Origin of the sequence: Nocardioides carbamazepini, from assembly GCF_024614185.1 — a bacterium.
In the GTDB taxonomy this organism is placed as follows: Bacteria; Actinomycetota; Actinomycetes; order Propionibacteriales; family Nocardioidaceae; genus Nocardioides; species Nocardioides carbamazepini.
The window spans coordinates 23,487-41,734 of sequence record NZ_JAHTLF010000024.1 but is presented as its reverse complement, the minus strand read 5'-3'; the positions used below and the strand labels follow the sequence as shown (position 1 = coordinate 41,734).

14 protein-coding genes are annotated in these 18,248 nt (G+C 70.9%); 12 read left to right on the top strand and 2 right to left on the bottom strand.

Translation table 11 applies throughout. The features are described from left to right. Positions 1 to 242 precede the first annotated feature (242 nt). The 5 genes from KVF89_RS25200 to KVF89_RS25180 all read left to right on the top strand — a co-directional run bounded on the left by KVF89_RS25200 (position 243) and on the right by KVF89_RS25180 (position 6,621). On the top strand, positions 243 to 1,862 hold the full coding sequence (locus KVF89_RS25200; RefSeq protein ID WP_257429705.1) for an ABC transporter substrate-binding protein: 1,620 nt from the start codon (positions 243 to 245) through the stop codon (positions 1,860 to 1,862). Between the two features lie 216 nt (positions 1,863 to 2,078). Further along, entirely contained in the window at positions 2,079 to 3,392 is a 1,314-nt protein-coding gene (locus tag KVF89_RS25195; protein WP_257429703.1) for an NtaA/DmoA family FMN-dependent monooxygenase, read from the top strand. Beyond that, complete coding sequence (locus tag KVF89_RS25190) at positions 3,392 to 4,690, top strand: NtaA/DmoA family FMN-dependent monooxygenase (protein ID WP_257429701.1); 1,299 nt, start codon at positions 3,392 to 3,394, stop codon at positions 4,688 to 4,690. The genes KVF89_RS25195 and KVF89_RS25190 overlap by 1 nt, the downstream gene beginning before the upstream one ends. A 4-nt stretch (positions 4,691 to 4,694) precedes the next feature. Beyond that, complete coding sequence (locus tag KVF89_RS25185; protein WP_257429698.1) at positions 4,695 to 5,945, top strand: Bcr/CflA family efflux MFS transporter; 1,251 nt, start codon at positions 4,695 to 4,697, stop codon at positions 5,943 to 5,945. Positions 5,946 to 6,030: 85 nt separating this feature from the next. Next, a complete protein-coding gene (locus KVF89_RS25180; RefSeq protein WP_257429695.1) occupies positions 6,031 to 6,621 on the top strand; it encodes a flavin reductase family protein in 591 nt (196 codons plus the stop codon). 73 nt (positions 6,622 to 6,694) lie between these two features. On the opposite strand, the gene KVF89_RS25175 is transcribed toward KVF89_RS25180, so the two are convergent. Continuing rightward, a complete protein-coding gene (locus tag KVF89_RS25175) occupies positions 6,695 to 7,564 on the bottom strand; it encodes a GntR family transcriptional regulator (protein ID WP_257429691.1) in 870 nt (289 codons plus the stop codon). Between the two features lie 102 nt (positions 7,565 to 7,666). On the opposite strand from KVF89_RS25175, the gene KVF89_RS25170 reads away from it, so the two are divergent. From KVF89_RS25170 to KVF89_RS25145, 6 genes are all read left to right on the top strand, one after another. Then, complete coding sequence (locus KVF89_RS25170; protein WP_257429690.1) at positions 7,667 to 8,779, top strand: ABC transporter substrate-binding protein; 1,113 nt, start codon at positions 7,667 to 7,669, stop codon at positions 8,777 to 8,779. Between the two features lie 2 nt (positions 8,780 to 8,781). Continuing rightward, a complete protein-coding gene (locus tag KVF89_RS25165; protein ID WP_257429688.1) occupies positions 8,782 to 10,506 on the top strand; it encodes an ABC transporter permease in 1,725 nt (574 codons plus the stop codon). Continuing rightward, positions 10,499 to 11,602, top strand: coding sequence for an ABC transporter ATP-binding protein (locus KVF89_RS25160; RefSeq protein ID WP_257429686.1), 1,104 nt, complete (start codon positions 10,499 to 10,501; stop codon positions 11,600 to 11,602). The genes KVF89_RS25165 and KVF89_RS25160 overlap by 8 nt, the downstream gene beginning before the upstream one ends. After that, a complete protein-coding gene (locus tag KVF89_RS25155) occupies positions 11,595 to 12,845 on the top strand; it encodes a CaiB/BaiF CoA transferase family protein (RefSeq protein ID WP_257429683.1) in 1,251 nt (416 codons plus the stop codon). Before KVF89_RS25160 ends, KVF89_RS25155 begins: the two co-directional genes overlap by 8 nt. Beyond that, entirely contained in the window at positions 12,838 to 13,731 is an 894-nt protein-coding gene (locus KVF89_RS25150; RefSeq protein WP_257429680.1) for an HpcH/HpaI aldolase/citrate lyase family protein, read from the top strand. The genes KVF89_RS25155 and KVF89_RS25150 overlap by 8 nt, the downstream gene beginning before the upstream one ends. Before the next feature lie 129 nt (positions 13,732 to 13,860). After that, positions 13,861 to 14,844, top strand: a complete 984-nt coding sequence (locus KVF89_RS25145; protein WP_257429679.1) for an AbrB family transcriptional regulator — start codon at positions 13,861 to 13,863, stop codon at positions 14,842 to 14,844. Between the two features lie 158 nt (positions 14,845 to 15,002). Here the strand turns inward: KVF89_RS25145 and KVF89_RS25140 are convergent, their stop codons facing one another. Continuing rightward, complete coding sequence (locus KVF89_RS25140) at positions 15,003 to 15,341, bottom strand: hypothetical protein (RefSeq protein ID WP_257429676.1); 339 nt, start codon at positions 15,339 to 15,341, stop codon at positions 15,003 to 15,005. A 218-nt stretch (positions 15,342 to 15,559) separates the two neighbouring features. On the opposite strand from KVF89_RS25140, the gene hrpB reads away from it, so the two are divergent. Beyond that, complete coding sequence (hrpB, locus tag KVF89_RS25135; protein WP_257429672.1) at positions 15,560 to 18,106, top strand: ATP-dependent helicase HrpB; 2,547 nt, start codon at positions 15,560 to 15,562, stop codon at positions 18,104 to 18,106. Positions 18,107 to 18,248 lie beyond the last annotated feature (142 nt).

The window sequence follows — 18,248 nt, the reverse complement described above, 5'->3', positions numbered from 1 at the left end:
CCCCCCCCCCCCCCCCCCCCCCCCCCCCCCCCCCCCCCCCCCCCCCCCCCCCCCCCCCCCCCCCCCCCCCCCCCCCCCCCCCCCCCCCCCCCCCCCCCCCTCCCCACCCCGCCCCTCTTCCCATCGCCCCCACCACCACTCCCCCCACCCCGCCGGGGGCGAGCGCGCGGGCTTGGTCGGCCTGCGGTCCACCAGCCCCGAGCGCCCACCGCCACGGCACGTCCACGAGAAACGGAACCATCATGAGAAAGCAGATCGTCCTCGCTGCCGCGGGAGCTACCGCGGCAGCCCTCCTGAGTGCCTGCTCGGGTACGACTCCCGCCACGGGCAGCGAGGATCCCGCCGTGCTCGTCGAGGCCGTGCCGTCGCTGCCCACCGCCTTCGCCTACGACGCGGGCGCCTTCGACTACGCCGGCTTCGAGTTCCAGGTCAACACCCAGGCCCAGCTGGTCCGCAATCCCTACGAGGAGGTCGGCGACGGCGTCCGGCAACAGGACCTGTTCACCTTCGAGGGCGAGCTCGCCGAGAGCTACGACGTCAGCGACGACGGCCTCACCTACACCTTCCATCTGCGCGAGGGTGTGCAGAGCGTCGCAGGGAACCAGCTCACCGCGGACGACGTGATCTGGTCGTACGAACGCAAGTGGGGTGGGGAGAGCGTCGCACCGTTCATCAACTACCCGGCCATCGTGGACCCGGTCCGGCAGATGAAGAAGGTCGATGACATGACCGTCTCGATCACGCTCGACCGGGCAGGCGACGGCATCACCCTGCTGTCGCTGCTGGCCAACGTCAGCGCCGACATCTACGACAGCACGCTGCTCAAGGAGCACGTCACACCCGAGGACCCGCACGCGATCGCCTGGTCGGCGGAGAACGGGAACTACGGGTTCGGCGCATACGAGATGACGTCGTTCACGCCGGGCGAGAAGCTCGTCCTGGAGGCGAATCCCAACTACTGGGAAGGTGAGCCGGAGGTCAAGAAGATCGTGCAGCGCGTGGTCGAGGATCCGGGCATGCGCGCCAGTCTCCTGCGCAACGGCGATGTCGACGTGGCCGTCCAGTTGCGCCCGACCGACATCGCCGAGCTGGAGTCGACCGAGGGGGTGAAGACCTTCGACGGGGTGGACTCGGTCAACTACACGCGGCTGAAGATGAACGTGCTGGAGGCGCCGTTCGACGACCTACGGGTCCGGCAGGCGCTGCGCCTGGCGATTCCGTACGACGAGATCATCACGGACGTCTACCGCGACCGGGCCGTGCCGATGAAGGGGTTCATCAACCCGAACTACCCCGGCGCTGACGACACCGGGCTCGACCAGGGCACCTACGACCCTGCCGCGGCCAAGGCGCTGCTCGTCGAAGCCGGCCTGGACACGGTCCCCTTCGACCTGCTGGTGAGCAACGCCGTGCCCGACCTTCAGGAGGTCGCGGTGCAGATGGCGTCGTACGCCGCCGACGCGGGCTTCGACATCTCGGTGGTGAACCAGTCGTCAGCGGCGGTGAGCGAGGCGACCGGCACCGGCAACTTCCAGGCCTACCTGCAGCGCGACCAGGCGATCAGCCAGGCCCCGCCGTACGAGCTGATGCTGGAGTTCACCAAGGACTCGCCGCTGAACGCCACCGGGTGGACCGACCAGTCCTTCTATGACGCCGTCGACCGCGGGATCGCCGCGGGCGACGCCCTGTCCGAGGCCGCTGGTCGAGAGTGGCTGGCCGCGCAGCTGATCTGGCAGCAGCAGCTGCCGATGATCACCGTGGCGTTCGTCCAGCCTCTGGTCGCGTTCGCCGACGAGGTCGACGGCTTCGCGAACCGGACCGAGGGCACGCTCGACTTCGCCCACATCGCCAAGAGCGACTGACGCCCCGCCCGCCGCCGGGGCGCGATCGCGTCCCCGCGCGGCGGACGGGGGGCTGCATCTCTCCCGCAGCGCCGGAATCCGCAGGTCAGCAGGCCTGCTGCGGCACGCGGATCTGGCGCAATGCGACCTCAACGGCGCGGATATCGCCGGGCAACCCCGCGGCACTCGACTGGTGCCTGCGCACTCGCGCATCCCTACACACGAAGGAGTCTCCCCATGTTCCACCTCGCCTGGTTCGTCGGCAGCGGCTACAGCCTCCAGTCCTGGCGCGGCCCGTGGTCGGGCGTCGGCGCCCAGGAGTGGATGAGACCGCAGCTGTACGTCGACACCGCTCGCGCCCTGGAACGGGCCGGCTTCGACTACATGATCTTCGAGGACGGGCTGATGATCCCGGACGCCTACCAGGGCAAGCTGGACGCCTACCTGCGCTACGGCCTGGAGGCACCTCGGCTGGACCCGACGATGCTCGTCGGCATCATCGGGCAGGCGACCGAGCACATCGGCCTGATCCCGACCATCTCGACGTCCTTCTACCCGCCGTTCATGGCCGCCCGGTCGCTGGTCACGCTCGACCACCTCACCGGCGGACGCGCGGGCGGCAACCTCGTCACCTCCTCCAGCCACCGCGCCGCCCAGAACTTCGGCTACGAGCAGCACTTCGAGCACGACCTGCGCTACCGGATGGCCGACGAGTGGGTACAGCTGGTGACGAGGCTGTGGGACTCCTGGGAGCCGGGCGCCGTCGTCCTCGACCAGGAGGCGGACATCTTCGCCGACGCGAGCAAGGTCCACGAGATCAACTTCGAGGGCGAGTTCTTCAAGTCTCGTGGCCCGCTCAACGCGCCGCCCGGACCGCAGGGACGTCCCGTGATCTCCCAGGCCGGGGGTTCCCCCGCGGGCCGTGCGTTCGCGGCGCGCAACTCCGACACGATCATCTCGGTCCCCGTCGGGGTCGAGGGCATGAAGGCATACCGGGAGGACATCTCCGACCGGATGGTCGCCGCCGGTCGCAAGCCCGACGAGTGCAAGGTGATGTATCTGGTCAACCCGGTCGTGGCCGAGACCGACGCCGAGGCCCGCGAGGAGCTCGCCCGACGGCGGGTGCGGATGCGCTCCGAGGGGGCTCTGCACCGGGCGCTGGCGACGATGTCCTACTTCTCCGGCATCGACTTCTCGCAGTTCGATCTCGACCAGCCGTTGCCCGACCTCACCGGCAAGGTCAACGGTCACCAGAGCTCGATGGCGCGCTACGCCAAGGACAGTGAGGACGGGAAGACCCTGCGCGAGCTGGCGCTGGGCCACGACGTCGTCGAGTCGCTGGAGCTGGTCGGCTCGCCGGACACCGTGGCCGCCCAGATGGCTGAGGCGATGGAGGAGGTCGGCGGCGACGGCTTCCTGCTGGCCTGCGACATCGACCGGCGCACCGTCGCGGGCATCGCCGACGGCCTGGTCCCGGCACTGCGCAGGCGCGGCGTGGTCCGCAGCGGCTACGGCCACTCGACCTTCCGCGAGAACCTGCTGGAGTTCTGATGCCACGCAAGATGCACCTGGGCTGGTTCTTCGGCTTCCAGGTCCAGTCCTGGAACCAGGTCTGGTCAGGCGACGGGGACACCGACTGGATGACTCCGGAGATCTACGTCGAGGCAGCGCAGGCGATGGAGCGGGCGCGCTTCGACTGCATGGTGATCGAGGACGCGCTGTTCGTGCCGGACGTGTTCCGCGGGTCCGCGGACTGGACGCTGGAGCACGCGCTCTACGCACCCAAGCACGACCCGATGCCCTACGTGCCGGTCATCGCGGCGGCGACCCGGCACCTGGGCGTCATCCCGACGGTGACCACGACCTTCTACCCGCCGTACCTCGCCGCTCGGCTGCTCAGCACGCTCGACCATGTCACCCGGGGCCGGGTCGGCGCCAACCTCGTGATGTCCCACAACGACCGCACCGCGCAGAACTTCGGCTACGACGCACAACGCGAGCACGGCCAGCGCTACGAGGTGGGTCACGAATGGGCCGAGCTGGTGGGCCGGCTGTGGGAGACGTGGGAGCCCGATGCGATCGTCAAGGATGCCGAGGCCGGGGTGTATGCCGACCCGGCGAAGGTGCACCGCCTGGACTACGAGGGCACCTGGTACCGCAGCCGTGGGCCACTCAACGTCGCCCCGTCACCGCAGGGCCGGCCCGTGATCTGCCAGGCCGGGGCGTCACCGGCCGGACGCGACTTCGCGGCGCGCTTCGCCGACCTCGTCATCTGCAACGCGCAGGGGATCGACTCGATGCGCGAGTATCGCGAGGACATCTCGCGCCGGCTCGTCGGTCACGGCCGCGATCCCGGCGACTGCAAGGTGCTCTACCTGGTCTCCCCGGTGCTGGGAGAGACCGACGCCGAGGCGTCGGGGCGCTGGCAGCGGATGCTCGACGATGTCGAGGGCAATATCGAGCGCAATCTCGCCATCCTCACCTACTACTCGGGAGTGGACTTCGGCCAGTTCGACCTGGACGCACCCATGCCCGTGGTGCGGACCAACGCGAGCAAGACGACCATCGAGCACAACCGGGTCAAGAGCGAGGGCGCGACGCTGCGGGAGTTCTGCAGCCGGCCGGAACGGGGCTGTGTCGACCTGGTCGGCTCCCCGGACGCGGTCGCCGCGCAGATGGAGGAGATCAACGGGGCGGTCGGCGGCGACGGCTTCCTGATCGCGCTCCCGATCAACCGGCGCACGGTCTACGAAGTCACCGACGGTCTCGCCCCCGCGCTGGCCCGCCGAGGGCTGCTCCGGGAGGCCTACGCCTACCCGACGCTGCGCGAGAACCTGCTGGAGTTCTGAGCGCGTGACGACGACCCGCCCGGGCCGGGCTCCCGCGTCCGGGCTCGGCCCTGGCAGGATCGTGCTCCTCGGTCTGCTGACGGTGCTCGGGCCGTCCTCGATGAGCGTGGTCGTGCCTGCTCTGCCCAGCCTGGCCGACGATCTCGGTACGACGACCGCAGCCGCCCAGGCGACGTTGACCTCCTGCATCCTCGGCATCGCGACCGGGCAGGCCGTGATCGGCCCGATCGCTGATCGGCTCGGCCGACGAGGGCCGCTGCTGCTCGCCCTCATGGCATGGTCGGGGTCCTCGCTCGCGTCCGCCCTGGTGGGGGAGATCGCCGTCCTCAACCTGCTCCGTTTCGTCCAGGGCGTCGGTGGCGGCATCGCGATGGCCCTCGCCCGAGCGGTGGTCCGTGACCTCGCCTCCGGTGATGCGCTGGTCCGCGGCTACGCCCGGCTGGCGCTGGTCAGCGGAGTCGCGCCGGTGGTCAGCCCGCTGCTGGGCAGCGCCGTCCTCCTCGTCGCGCCGTGGCGCGTGGTCTTCGCGGTCCTCGGCGCGATCGGCGCGGTGACGCTGGTCATCGCCTGGCGCACCCTTCCGGAGACAGGGAGCCGCGCCGCTGAGGTCGTCTCGGACGGCCCGCGCCCCTCGGCAGCTCGAGCGCTGCTGCGCGATCGCGGTTTCCTCGTCGGCACCCTGGCGGTGGCCGCCGGCTATGCCAGCGTCTTCTCCTACGTCTCCTTGTCGTCGTTCGTCTACGAGGAGCGGTACGCCGTGCCCACGCTGGTCTTCAGTCTCCTCTTCGGTCTCAACGGGCTGGGCCACCTCCTCGCCGCGCAGGCCAGCATCCGCCTCAGCGGCCGCTGGGGACAACGACGCACGGCACTGACCGGACTGGTCGTCGCCGGTGCCGCGTCGTTGGCGATGGCCACGCTGGACCGGGCGGGCGGCCCGCCCGGGCCCACGGACCTGCCCTGGCCCGTTCTGGCGGTGCCCCTGTTGGCGATGGTGAGCGCGGTCGGGCTCGTCGTACCGCCCGCGACCGCGTGGGCGATGCGCGCCCAAGGCGAGCGGGCGGCGACGGCGTCGGGGGTGCTCGGCGTGGTGCAGTTCGGCACCGGCGCGGTGGTCGCGACCCTGGCCGGGCTCGGTGGCGCGGCCAGTGCGTTGCCGCTCGCGCTGGCGACGTCCGCCTGTCTCCTCGGTGCGGCATGCGTCGTCGCACTCGAACACCGTGGCCCGGTCGCGAGACCGCGGCCGGGCCGATCCTGACGCCCTGCGCGGGGCGTGTGACCACCACCCGTTGTCCGACCGCCCCGTCCGGTTCAGCGACACACCTTCCCGGCGTGATCGAGCCATGGCTTCCGAGCACCTGGTCCTGCGTCCCGGCGAGGACGGCGTCAACGGGTACCGATGGCTGACCGGTCTCGTCGTCCCTCGTCCTATCGCCTGGGTCTCCAGCATCTCGGCCGCGGGCATCGGCAACCTGGCGCCGCACTCGTTCTTCACCGTGGCGAGTGCTCGTCCGCCGGTCGTCCAGTTCACGTCGGTCGGCGCGAAGGACACTCTGAGCAACGTCCTGGCGACCCGTGAGTTCACCATCAGCGTGGCGAGCCGACCGCTGCTCGGCGCGGTCAACGCGTCGAGTGCGACGTACGAAGCGGGGGTGGACGAGGCGCGGGAGCTCGATATCGAGATGCGGCCGAGCGTCGTGGTCGCGCCGCCTCGGGTGGCGGCGTCGCCGGCGTCCCTCGAGTGCCGGCTGATCAGGACGGTGCCGGTCGGCGACTCGACCATCGTCCTCGGCGAGGTCGTGGCGGTCACCGTCGATCCCGACGTCCTGGTCGACGGCCGGCCCTCCCCCGAGCGGCTCGCCCCGATATCGCGGCTGGGCGGCGATGAGTGGGGCCTGCCGCCGGAGGTGATCAGGGTGCCGCGGCCCGACTGAGCCTGGTCCCGGGAGGTGCTCGCCAGCGCCGCGGGCTCCTCAGTTCGGGTCCCTCAGCTCGGGTCCTTCCTCATCAGCCCGGGGCGGTCTCGTCTTCCGTGGGGGTGTCGGGCCTCCCGTGCTGTCGTTCGGGCGCGGGCGCCCGCTCGGCGCCGGTGTCCTGCGACCAGATCTCGAGGACCTCGGTCATGGCCTTGCGTACGTGCTGGATCGTGATCCGCTCGGCCGCCTCCTCGTCGCGGCGGGCGATCGCTTCGACGACCGCGCGGTCATCCTTCCAGCGGTAGTTGCCGGGAACCTGTTGGTCGACCATGGCGCGCTGGGTGCGCTCGCGCATCTCGCGGTGGTTGAACGCCTCGGTCTGCTCGAGCAGGCGGACGAGCAGCGGGTTGCCTGCGCATGTGTACTGAAGGCGGTTGAAGCGATCGGTCATGTCGGCGACGCGGCTGAGGTGGTCGTCGATGGGTAGGCCGTCCGCGCGGCGGCTCGCGATCAGGCGCCACAGGTCGTCGGACTCGTCGAGGACGCTCGACAGCTCGTCGATCTGCTCCTGGGTGGCGTGGCGGGCGGCGAACCGCGCCAGCACGCCGCGGATCGCCGCGCGCGCTTCGATGATCTGGCTCAGCGTGGCGGGAGTCATTGCGGTCACGACCAGCGTGCGCGGGGCCGGGCGCTCCACCAGTCCCTCGCGCTCGAGGCGCTTGATCGCTTCGCGGATCGGGGTGGCGCTGACGTTGAGGCTGGCGGCCAGGGCGCGCTCGGTCAGACGCTCGCCGGCCCGCAGCTCCCCTTGGGTGATGGCGAGACTGATCGCTTCGTAGCAGCGATCGGCCACGCTCTGCGTCTCGAGTCGTTCCAGCGCGGGAGGCATGGGCCGGATGCTACTACAGATAGCAAAGTTCCTGGATATCAAATTCATGTTGCAAAACTGTTGCAGCAGCATTAGCACTTTGCTATTGCAAACGGCGCGGACGGCGGCCTAGGCTCACGGCCGTTCGGTCGTGTGGCGCTCGACACACGACTCGACTCGAGAGGAAGGACGACCATGAAGATTTCGACCCGACGCTGGCTCGCGGTCAGTGCGGTGGCCCTGCTGTCCGGCGGGCTCCTGACGGCCTGCTCCGACAGCGGAGATGCCGGTCAGCCGATCGCCAGGAGTACCGAGGCCGCCGCCGGGATCGGCCAGGACGAGGTCGACGAGGCCACCGCCGAGGGGAAGGTCGTCGTCTATGGCAACCCGCCGGAGGACATGTGGAAGCGGTTGATCCCGACCTTCGAGAAGGCGTACCCGGGCATCACGATCGAGACCGTGGACCTCGGTGGCTCCGAGCTCGTCCAGCGCGTCCTCTCCGAGGCCAAGACCGGCGCCGGATCGGCCGACCTGGTCATCGACTCGAACAGCAAGACGTTCCTCGACCTGGCGGACGAGGTCGCGCCGCGCACCTCGCCGTTCACCGACGAGCTCCCCGCGTTCACCCAGCCGGAGAGCGGCATCTACGCCTTCGCGGCGGATCCGGGGATCCTGGTCTACAACAAGGCGGTCCTGCCGAAGGACGAGTACCCGGCGTCGATGACCGAGCTTGCCGAGATCGGTGCCGCGCACCCGGGGAAGCTGACGACGTACGACCTCGGCAACGACAACGGCTACAGCCAGATGTGGACGCTGGCCGACGCCGTCGGCGACGCGGCATGGGACCTGTACGCCGACCTGGTCCCCGAGACGACCTACGAGTCGGCGGGCGGCACGATGCTCCAGAAGGTCGCCCAGGGCGAGTACGTCGGCGGCTACTTCCAGTCCGGTCTGGCGCGCGGCCTGCTCAAGCCGATGGGCTACGACAAGCTCGTCGGCTGGTCGTACGCCGCCGACGGCACGCCGGTCCAGCCGCGGTACGCCGCCCCGTTGAAGAACGCCGAGCACCCCCATGCGGCAGCGTTGCTCCAGGACTATCTGCTGTCCGCCGAGGGGCAGACCGTCGTGTGCGCGAGCGGCCTCACCGCGGTGCGCGAGGACGTCGTCGACACCTGCGGTGACTTCGCGCTCAGGCACATCCAGGACCAGTTGGGCGAGGAGAACGTCCACCTCGTGCCGTTCGGCCCCCAGGTGTTCGAGGGCAAGCCCGACTTCGAGGCGCGGGTCGACGCGCTCGTCGAGGACTGAGCGTGTCGCTTCCCAACGACGCCGGTCGCGCAGCGGCGCGCGACCGGCGGTGGCTGTCGGCGGCGTCGCTGACCTGGTGGGCGACCCTCGCGGTCTCCGCGCTCCTCCTGCTCGGGGCCGTCCTCCCGATCGGGTACGCCGCGCTGCGCTCGGTCCCGCTCTACGAGTCCGGCGGGTCGTTCACCCTCGAGAACTACACCGCGTTCCTCTCGGATCCGGCCTTCTGGACCGCACTGCGCAACACGAGCCTGCTCGCCGTGCTGACCGCGGTCCCGTCCATTCTGATCGGCACCGCGCTGGCGGTGCTGGTCACCCGGACGAACATGCCCGGCCGGTCCCTGATCGGGGTGCTGCTCCTCGCGCCGCTGCTGTTCCCCGGGTTGGGGGCCACGCTCGGCTGGGTGTCGATGTACGCCCCCAGCGGCTACATCTCCACCTGGTTCGCGAACACCTTCGGCGGTGTCCCCTGGAACCTGTACTCGATCCCGGGCATGGCCCTGGTCTCGCTCGAGCGGACCGTGCCCATGGTGTACCTCCTCGCGCGAGCCCGGCTCTCGACCCTCGACTCCTCGATCGAGGACGCCGCGCGGTCGGCGGGCGCCGGACCGATGCGGATCCTGCGCACGATCACGCTGCCGATGATGCGGCCGTCCCTGCTGCTGGCCGGCGTGCTGATCAGCATGATGGTGTTCGAGTCGCTCGGTCTGCCGCTGCTGCTGGGCACGTCGTCGGGGATCGAGACCGTGTCGACGTACATCTACAACAACTGGACGAGCTCGGCCGACAACCAGGGCCTGGTCTCGGCCACCGCATCGACCCTCCTGCTCATCGTCACGCTGATGATGCTGCTGCGGAGCAGGCTCGAAGGCGACAGCAAGCGGTTCATCACGAGCTCGGGGAAGCCCAAGGCGCGTCGTCCGCTCCAGCTCGGCGTCCTTGGTCCGCTGGCGTCGGCCCTGTGCCTGGCGTGGGTGATGCTCGCGATCGTCATGCCGACCTTCGGCCTCCTGATGACCGCGTTCACCCAGATCTTCTCCCCGTTGATCTCGCCGTGGGAGGTGCTGACCACCCACAACTTCTCGACCGTCTTCGAGAGCCCGGCGTTCGTGCGCTCGATCCGCAACAGCATCATCGTCGCGGTCGTGGGTGCCATCGTCTCGACCGTCGCCCTGACCGTGGCCGCCCTGGTGGCGCACCGCTCGGAGTTCCGGTTCCGTACGGCGCTCCCGCCGCTGCTCCTCTTCCCACGGGCGATGCCCGGGATCGTCGTCGGCATGGGCCTGTTCTGGGCCTTCGTGGTGGTCGACCCCTCCGGCTGGGTCCGCACGTCGATCTGGGGGATCATGATCGCCTTCATCGTCCGCAACACCGCTGTGGGCTACGCGGCCATCGAGTCGACCCTGCTGTCGATCAGCAGCGAGCTCGACGGGGCAGCGCGGACCTGTGGTGCCGGCTGGCTGCGCACCGGATGGACCATCGTCATCCCGCTCCTGCGGCCGGCGCTCGGCGCCTGCTTCATCCTCATGTTCGTCGCGCTACTCAACGACTACGACCCGGCGATCTTCCTGATGACGTCCGGGAACGAGGTCATCGGCCTGACCATGCTGCGGCAGTGGCTGGCGGGATTCGCCGGCCCGGTCGCCGCCCTCGGGGTCGTCCAGATGCTCATCACGGCACTCGTCCTCGGCGCGGGCCGCCTGTTCTTTGGAGTGAAAGCCCATGTCTGACGTCACCATCCGCCAGCTCGGACTGGACTACGGCGACACCACCGTCTTGAAGGACATCTCCTTCAACGTCGCGGAGGGAGAGTTCGTCACCCTGCTCGGGCCCAGTGGCTGCGGGAAGACGACCACGCTGATGTCGATCGCCGGGCTGGCCGAGCCGACCCGCGGCTCCATCTCCTGCGGCGAGGTGACGCTGTTCGACGGCGCGAAGCGGATCAACCGGCCTCCGGAGCGTCGTGACTGCGGCGTCGTCTTCCAGTCCTACGCGATCTGGCCGCACATGAGTGTCGCCGACAACGTCGCCTACCCGCTGAGATTGCGCCGCCGGCCCAAGGCGGAGATCGCGGCGGCGGTCGCGCAGACCCTTGCGCTCGTCGGGCTGGGCGAGCTCGCCCAGCGCTACCCGCACGAGCTGTCGGGCGGCCAGCAGCAACGCGTCGCCATGGCGCGTGCGGTGGTCTACTCGCCCCAGGTCCTGCTGCTGGACGAGCCGCTGTCCAACCTCGACGCGAAGCTCCGCGAGCAGGCCCGGGTGTGGCTCAAGGACATCCAGGCGCGCCTCGGGCTCACCACGATCTTCGTCACCCACGACCAGGACGAGGCTCTGGCGATGTCCGACCGGATCGTCGTCATGAAGGACGGCGCGATCGAGCAGATCGGAGCTCCGGAGGAGGTCTATCGCGAGCCGTCCTCGCCGTTCGTCGCCTCGTTCCTGGGGTCGAGCAACCTGATCGCCGGCACGGTCGTGGGCGCCTCGGCCGGACGCACCGACGTCCGGATCGGACGGGACGGAGCGGTGGTGTCGGTCGATGGACCGGTCCCCGCAGGCGTGGCCGAAGTCCAGCTGATGGTGCGTCCCGAGGAGGTCCGCTTGAGCGGGCAGGCGCGGGACCAGTCGGCGATCCCGGTCCGGATCGAGTCCCGGATGTTCCTCGGAGCGCACTACCGCTATGGCGTCGAGCATGCCGGCATCTCGTTCTTCGTCGACAGCCGGGACGCGATCACCGGCGCGTCGGCCTATGCCCACATCCCCAGCGGCGCGCGCGTGTTCGACGCGACGCCCTCCGCCCCCTCGAACCAGGAGCCTGTCCATGCCTGAACTCACGATCGCCCCGCCGTTGAACCCCGTCGACTACCAGCCCGATGCCCGCGGACCCTTGGAGGGGGTGCGGGTCCTCGACCTCGGCCGGCTCGCGGCGGGCGGGCACTGCGGACTGGTGCTCGCCGACCTCGGCGCCGACGTGGTGAAGGTGGAGAAGCCGAAGGTCGGCGACGAGATGCGCGGGATGGGGCGCGCTGCCCTGTCGCCCTACTGGGTCGTCTACAACCGCAACAAGCGGAGCCTGGCCCTCGACCTGAAGTCGGATGCGGGTCGCGAGCTGCTGTTGGAGATCCTGCCGCAGTTCGACGTCCTGGCCGAGAACTTCCGTCCCGGGACGTTGGAGTCCCTCGGGCTCGGTCCCGACGCCTTGCTGGCGCGTCACCCCGGCCTGGTCATCACCAGGCTGTCGGGGTGGGGCCAGACCGGCCCGTATGCGAACCGCCCCGGGTTCGGCACCCTCGCCGAGGCGGTCTCGGGCTACATGCTGCGCAACGGGTACGCCGATCGCCCGCCGGTGCCGGCTCCCACCGCGCTGGCCGACATGGTCGCCGGTCTCTATGGCGCCTGCGCCACCATCGCGGCCGTTCTCCATGTCCGCGACGGGGGACCGGGCCAGGTCGTCGACGTGTCGCTGTTCGAGCCGATGACCTCGATCATGGGGCCGGACGCACTGCTCGACCAGCTCGGTCGGCTCCCGGTGCGGGGTGAGGGGACGCGTGCTTCCTCGGTCAAGGGCATCTTCGAGTGCTCCGACGGCCTCTGGATCGCCCTGTCGGCGGGGACGGACTCGATCGTGCAGCGGGTCTTCGAGGCGCTCGGCATGGGCGACTTCGCCGCCGACTCCCGGTTCGCGACGTACGACGACCGGCTCGAGAACCGCGAGGAGATCAACGCGATCATCGGCGCCTGGGTCGCGCAGCGCTCGCGGGAGGAGGCACTGGCGCACTTCCACAGCCACGGTGTGACGGCCGGCCCTCTCTACGCCGTGGCCGACGCCCGCCGCGACCCGCACTTCCGGGCGCGCAACGTGTTCGTGGACCTCCCCGGCCGTCCGGGCGAACCGGAGCGGATCGCCATGCACAACATCGTTCCGCACCTGTCGGTCACCCCGTCGGGGATCCGCCGACCCGCGCCCCTGCTCGGTGAGGACACCACCGACGTGCTCCGCGAGGCCGGGATCGCACCCGAGCGGATCACCGCCCTGCTGGCCGACGAGATCATCGAGGAGAACCATGAGTGAGCACGCCGCCGCCTCCTGGCGCTCGCTGCTGTACGTCCCGTCCAATCGGCCCCGGTTCGTCGCCGGCGCTGTCGCGCGCCGAGCCGATGCCGTCATCCTCGATCTGGAGGACTCGGTGCCGCAGGAGCAGAAGGCGGCTGCCCGGGCGGGCCTCCCTGCGGCGATCGAGACCGTCGCGCAGGGGAGCGGTGACGTCCTGGTCCGGGTGAACCGGAACTGGTCGGACCTCGTTCCCGATCTCGCTGCGACGGTGCACCCCGCCGTGGCGGCGATCAACCTGCCGAAGGTCGACGACCCCGGCGTCGTACGGGTCGTCTCGGAGATGCTGGACGAGTTGGAGGCACACCGCGGCCTGGAGCCGGGGCATGTGCGGATCTTCGTTCGCATCGAGACGGCCCGCGGAGTCCGCCGGATCGACGACATCCTCGGCGCGAGCGAGCGGGTCGTCGCAACGGCGATCGGCACCGGCGATCTCGCGATCGAGTCCCGGCTCGCTCCCGACGGCGACGGGATCAGGCAGGCGTTCCTCGAGGTGACCCTGGCGGCCCGCGCCGCCGGCGTGCGGCCGCTGGGCCTGCCCGGTCTGATCGTCGACTTCAGCGACATCGATGCCTTCCGCCGATTGGCGGAGGAGGCCAGGAGCCTGGGCAGTCGGGGTGCGCCTTGCATCCATCCCTCCCAGGTGCCTGTCCTGAATGAGGTCTTCGGTCTCCAGCACGCCGAGGTGGAGGCGGCGCGCGAGGTGGTCGCGGCCTTCGAGGAGGCGGCCCGGGAGGGGAGGGGCTCGCTCATGCACCAGGGGAGGTTCATCGACGTGGCCAACTACAAGCAGGCCTGCCGCACCCTCGAGCAGGCCGCCCGCCAGCAGGAGCGGGAAACGGCCTGAAGGGGGACCATCCGTGTCCGCTGCGTTCACTCCCGGCTGCCCTGGCTGCCCTGGCTGTCTCGGCGATGCGGTGGGCCGGTGAGGCCGTCGGTGGGGCGCATCGCGCTCGCCGTGGCAGTGATCGGCGGTGTGAGTGCACTCGTGATCGTCGTCTCCGCGCCGGCGCCCGCGCTGTTCGTGGGATTCACCACGGCGGTGGCGCTCGCACTGCTGCTGGAGCGGCACGTGGTCGTTCCCACGGCCCTGGGCCGCAGCGCGCAGGCGGTGCTGGGCGGGAGCGTCGCCACGCAGGTGGACGTCGACGGGTGGGGGAGCGTGCACGCCCAACTGCCGGCCGTCCTCGCGGCCGGGACGCTGACCATCGTCGTCGCGGTCGCGATGGGCCATCTGCTGCGCCGGCACGGCGTCTCGCGCACGACCGCCGTCCTCGCGTCGGTGCCGGGCGGCGCCTCGACCGTGACGGCGATCGCGGCGGACCTCGGCGCCGACCAGCGCGTCGTCGTCGTGGTGCAGTACCTGCGAGTCGTCGTGGTGATCGTCACGCTTCCCGTGCTCCTGGCCACGGTCTTCGGAGTGTCGGCGGGGCGCCCGCCGGTACCGTCCGGCATCGATGCCTGGGACTGGGCGTACGTCGCGGCCGCAGCGCCGGCCGGACTCCTGGTGGGCCACCTGCTCCGGCTGCCCGCGCCGGCGGTGGTGGGTGCGCTGCTCGCCGGGACGCTGCTGATGCTGACGCCGCCCTTCGACGCCGCACTGACCCCGCCTCTGGTCCAGTCCGCGGCGCTCCTGGTGATCGGGCTCCAGTCCGGCCGCGGCTTCGATCGCCGGACGCTCGCCGATCTGCGCGGGCTCCTGCCGGTCGCCGTGGTCACGAGTGCTCTCCTGGTCGCCTTCTGTGCGGCGATCGCCGTGCCCTTCGCCTCCTGGGCCGGCGTCTCGTCCCTCGACGGCTATCTCGCGACCTCGCCCGGAGGGCTCCCGGTCGTGCTCGCCGCATCCCTCGACTCCGGGGGTGACGCCGCCCTGGTGTCGGTCACCCAGATCGCGCGACTGCTCACCGTCCTGCTCGTCATGCCGATCGTGCTGTCGGTCATGAGGAGGCGAGGGTCGTGACGTGTTGGCCGAGACCCGCGTAGCCGGAGATGGCGGTTGCGCACGACCGCTCGCGTTGTCTTCGCGCCGGCCACCTCCTCACGTGCCGAGTGCCGGGGGAGCCACCGATGGCGTACGTGATCTCGCGCGACCACGGATCGATGCGATCGGGCGCCCAATCAGCGGCGGACCGCGCGCGTGGCCTTCTTCAGGACGCCCGCACCCGCGCCCGCACCACGAGCGATGACGCGATGCGGCTTGCGGTTCGCCAGATCGACGACGGAGTCGGCGATCCCCCAGGTGAGCTTGCCCTCGGACAGCTCCACCAAGGTCTCCAGCGGAAGACCGACGGTCATGTCCTCCAGCTCCTGACGCTCCTTCTCGGTGGCCACCGGAGGGAGCTGGCGCACGATCAGCGCCTTGAACGCGCGCCCGGGCAGTGTCGAGGCCAGTTCAAGCACCGTGGATTGCCGGGTGAAGGGCCGGACGGTCTTCGACTGGCTCGGGTCGTGGGGCATGGGGTCTCCTGTCAGGGGATGGAACCGCGGAGCGGCACCGCACAAACGTAGGGCGGATCTTGCCCGATGTCCCGCCTCGCTGGCTCGGAAACGACCTAGGACCCGGGCCGGTGACTCGAACCGACCGGGCTTTGCGCTCGAATGTGTTCGGATCTGCCGCGATCCGCGCAGTTCCAGCTGGGTCGATCCGCCGCCTCCGCGTCAGGCACACTGCAGGAGTGTCCGACCCGCTGCGCGACCTGATCGCCGCGCCACCCGACCTCCCGGTCACCGCGGGCCTGGCCGCTCTCGACGAGGCGCTTCGCACCCGCGGGATCGCGGTGGTCCACGCACCGCCCGGTACCGGCAAGACCACGTTGGTCCCACCCGCGGTCGCCGAGGTCGTCACCGGCCGGGTCGTCGTCACGCAGCCCAGCCGCATCGCAGCCCGGGCTGCCGCCCGTCGGCTGGCGCATCTGCTGGGTGAGCCGGTCGGGGAGACGGTCGGGTACTCCGTACGCGGAGACCGGCGCACCAGCCGACGCACACGTGTCGAGATCGTCACGACCGGCCTGCTGCTCCGGCGGATCCAGCACGATCCCGAGCTGGCCGGCGTCGGGGCCGTCGTGCTCGACGAAGTGCACGAGCGTCACCTCGACGCCGATCTGACCCTGGCGCTGCTCATCGACGTCCGGGCCAACCTGCGCGAGGACCTGGCACTGGTGGCGATGTCGGCCACCATCGAGGCCGAGCGGACGGCCGCCCTGCTCGGAGGGGACGACGGTGCTGACGGGGCTCCGGTGATCCGCGTCCCGGGTGCGCTGCACCCGGTCCGAGCGGTCTGGTGCCCGCTGTCTGCTGGGGCGCGCCGTACCGACGACCGGGGGATCACGCCGGCCTTCCACGACCATGTCGCGGCGACCGTACGTCGTGCGCTCGTCGAGCACGAGGGTGACGTCCTGGTCTTCGTGCCCGGTGTCGCGGAGGTCGAGGCCACCGTACGTCGCCTGGCCGGCGTCGACGCGGACGTGCACGCCCTGCACGGACGCCTGTCCGGCGCCGAGCAGGATCGTGCGCTCAGCGACGGTCCGCGTCGGGTGATCGTCTCGACCGCGGTCGCCGAGTCGTCGCTGACGGTGCCTGGGGTACGTGTGGTGGTGGATGCCGGGTTCTCGCGCGAGCCGCGCACCGACCACCGTCGCGGACTGGCGTCTCTCGTCACCGTCGCCGTGAGCCGGGCAGCGGCCGAGCAGCGGGCGGGACGGGCCGGACGACTGGGGCCGGGGGCCGTCCTGCGTTGCTGGTCGGAGGCGGAGCACGCGCACCTGGCCGCTCACCCGGAGCCCGAGATCGCCACGGCCGATCTGACGGCCTTCGCCCTGGAGGTGGCGTGCTGGGGCAGTCACGACGTGCACGACCTGGCACTGCTCGACCAGCCTCCGGTGCACGCACTGTCCTCGGCCAGGGACGTGCTGGTGGAGCTGGGGGCGATGACCGAGGACGGAAGGGCCACCCCGCGGGGCCGGGTGATCGCCGGCGTGCCGGCTGATCCCAGGCTGGCGCGCGCCCTCATCGACGGGGCTGGTCTCGTCGGGACCCGGCGGGCCGCAGAGGTGGTCGCCATGCTGAGCGAGGACGTGCGCGCTCCCGGTGGCGACCTGGTTGCTGCGCTCCGGTCGCTGCGCGCTGACCGGCGGGCGGGCTCGTGGCGCAGCCAGGTCGCCCGGCTGGAGAAGATCGTGGAGAAGCAGGACACCGCCGGCGACCGGAGAGGGGCACCGGACCACGCCGGAGCACTCACCGACGACGTGGCGGTGGGGCTGGTGGTGGCCCTGGCGCATCCGGACCGGATCGCGCGCAAGCGCTCCGGCTCCTCGAGCTACCTGATGGCGTCCGGGACGGGCGCGGCACTCGATCCGCGTGCCCCGGGGCCGCTGGCCGGGCTGGAGTGGCTCGCGGTCGGCGACGCGGAGCGGCGGCCCGGGCAACGTGAGGCCCGGATCCGAGCGGCAGCACCACTCACCGAGAACCTCGCGCTGGAGGCGGCGGGGTCCCTGTGGACCGAGGCGGACGAGGTCACCTGGACCGGAGGGCGGGTGCTGGCTCGCCGGCGGACGCTGCTGGGCGCGATCGAGCTCAGCTCCGTCCCGGTCAGCGATCCACCGGCGCAGGCCGTGAGCGACGCCATCCGGGAGGCGCTGGCGAGTGAGGGGATCGCGCTCCTCGCCTGGACGGACGCGGCCACGGCGCTGCGTGCCCGCCTCGACTTCCTGCACCGCGCGCTCGGCGACCCGTGGCCCGATGTCAGCGACGCGGCACTGACCCAGAACCTCCAGTCGTGGCTCGGACCGCAGCTGGCACGGGTCCGCTCCGCCCAGGACCTGCGTCGCATCGACGTGGCTGCCGCGCTGCGGGCGATGGTGCCGTGGCCCCAGGCGGGCAGGCTCAACGACCTGGCTCCCGAGCGAGTGCAGGTCCCCAGCGGGTCGAGCGTGCGGATCGACTACTCCGCCGAGCAACCGGTGGTCGCCGTACGACTGCAGGAGGTCTTCGGCTGGACCGCAGCACCGGTCCTCGCGGACGGCAGGGTCCCGCTCCTGCTGCACCTGCTCTCCCCGGCGCGACGCCCGGCAGCCGTCACGGCAGACCTGGAGTCCTTCTGGGACAACGGCTACCCGGGCGTGCGTGCTGACCTGCGCGGGCGCTATCCCAAGCACGCCTGGCCCGAGGATCCCCGCAGCGCGCCGGCCACAGCACGTACGAACGCACCTCGCCCCCGACGTTGAGTGACGAGCCGACCCGCGTGGGCTGAGCTGTCCGCGAACGATCCAGGTGACCAGCTCGAGGTCAGACATCCTCTGGCCTCGAGCTGCTCTTGGAGACGCCGCCGATCCGGCCCCAGGGTCGGCGGCCGGGGACCTGCGCCGG

Bases quoted from the DNA above. Each gene is read 5' to 3' on its own strand.
- KVF89_RS25200 (WP_257429705.1), top strand. From the start codon at position 243: ATGAGAAAGCAGATCGTCCTCGCTGCCGCGGGAGCTACCGCGGCAGCC.
- KVF89_RS25195 (WP_257429703.1), top strand. From the start codon at position 2,079: ATGTTCCACCTCGCCTGGTTCGTCGGCAGCGGCTACAGCCTCCAGTCC.
- KVF89_RS25190 (WP_257429701.1), top strand. From the start codon at position 3,392: ATGCCACGCAAGATGCACCTGGGCTGGTTCTTCGGCTTCCAGGTCCAG.
- KVF89_RS25180 (WP_257429695.1), top strand. From the start codon at position 6,031: ATGGCTTCCGAGCACCTGGTCCTGCGTCCCGGCGAGGACGGCGTCAAC.
- KVF89_RS25175 (WP_257429691.1), bottom strand. From the start codon at position 7,564: ATGCTGCTGCAACAGTTTTGCAACATGAATTTGATATCCAGGAACTTT.
- KVF89_RS25170 (WP_257429690.1), top strand. From the start codon at position 7,667: ATGAAGATTTCGACCCGACGCTGGCTCGCGGTCAGTGCGGTGGCCCTG.
- KVF89_RS25160 (WP_257429686.1), top strand. From the start codon at position 10,499: ATGTCTGACGTCACCATCCGCCAGCTCGGACTGGACTACGGCGACACC.
- KVF89_RS25155 (WP_257429683.1), top strand. From the start codon at position 11,595: ATGCCTGAACTCACGATCGCCCCGCCGTTGAACCCCGTCGACTACCAG.
- KVF89_RS25150 (WP_257429680.1), top strand. From the start codon at position 12,838: ATGAGTGAGCACGCCGCCGCCTCCTGGCGCTCGCTGCTGTACGTCCCG.
- KVF89_RS25140 (WP_257429676.1), bottom strand. From the start codon at position 15,341: ATGCCCCACGACCCGAGCCAGTCGAAGACCGTCCGGCCCTTCACCCGG.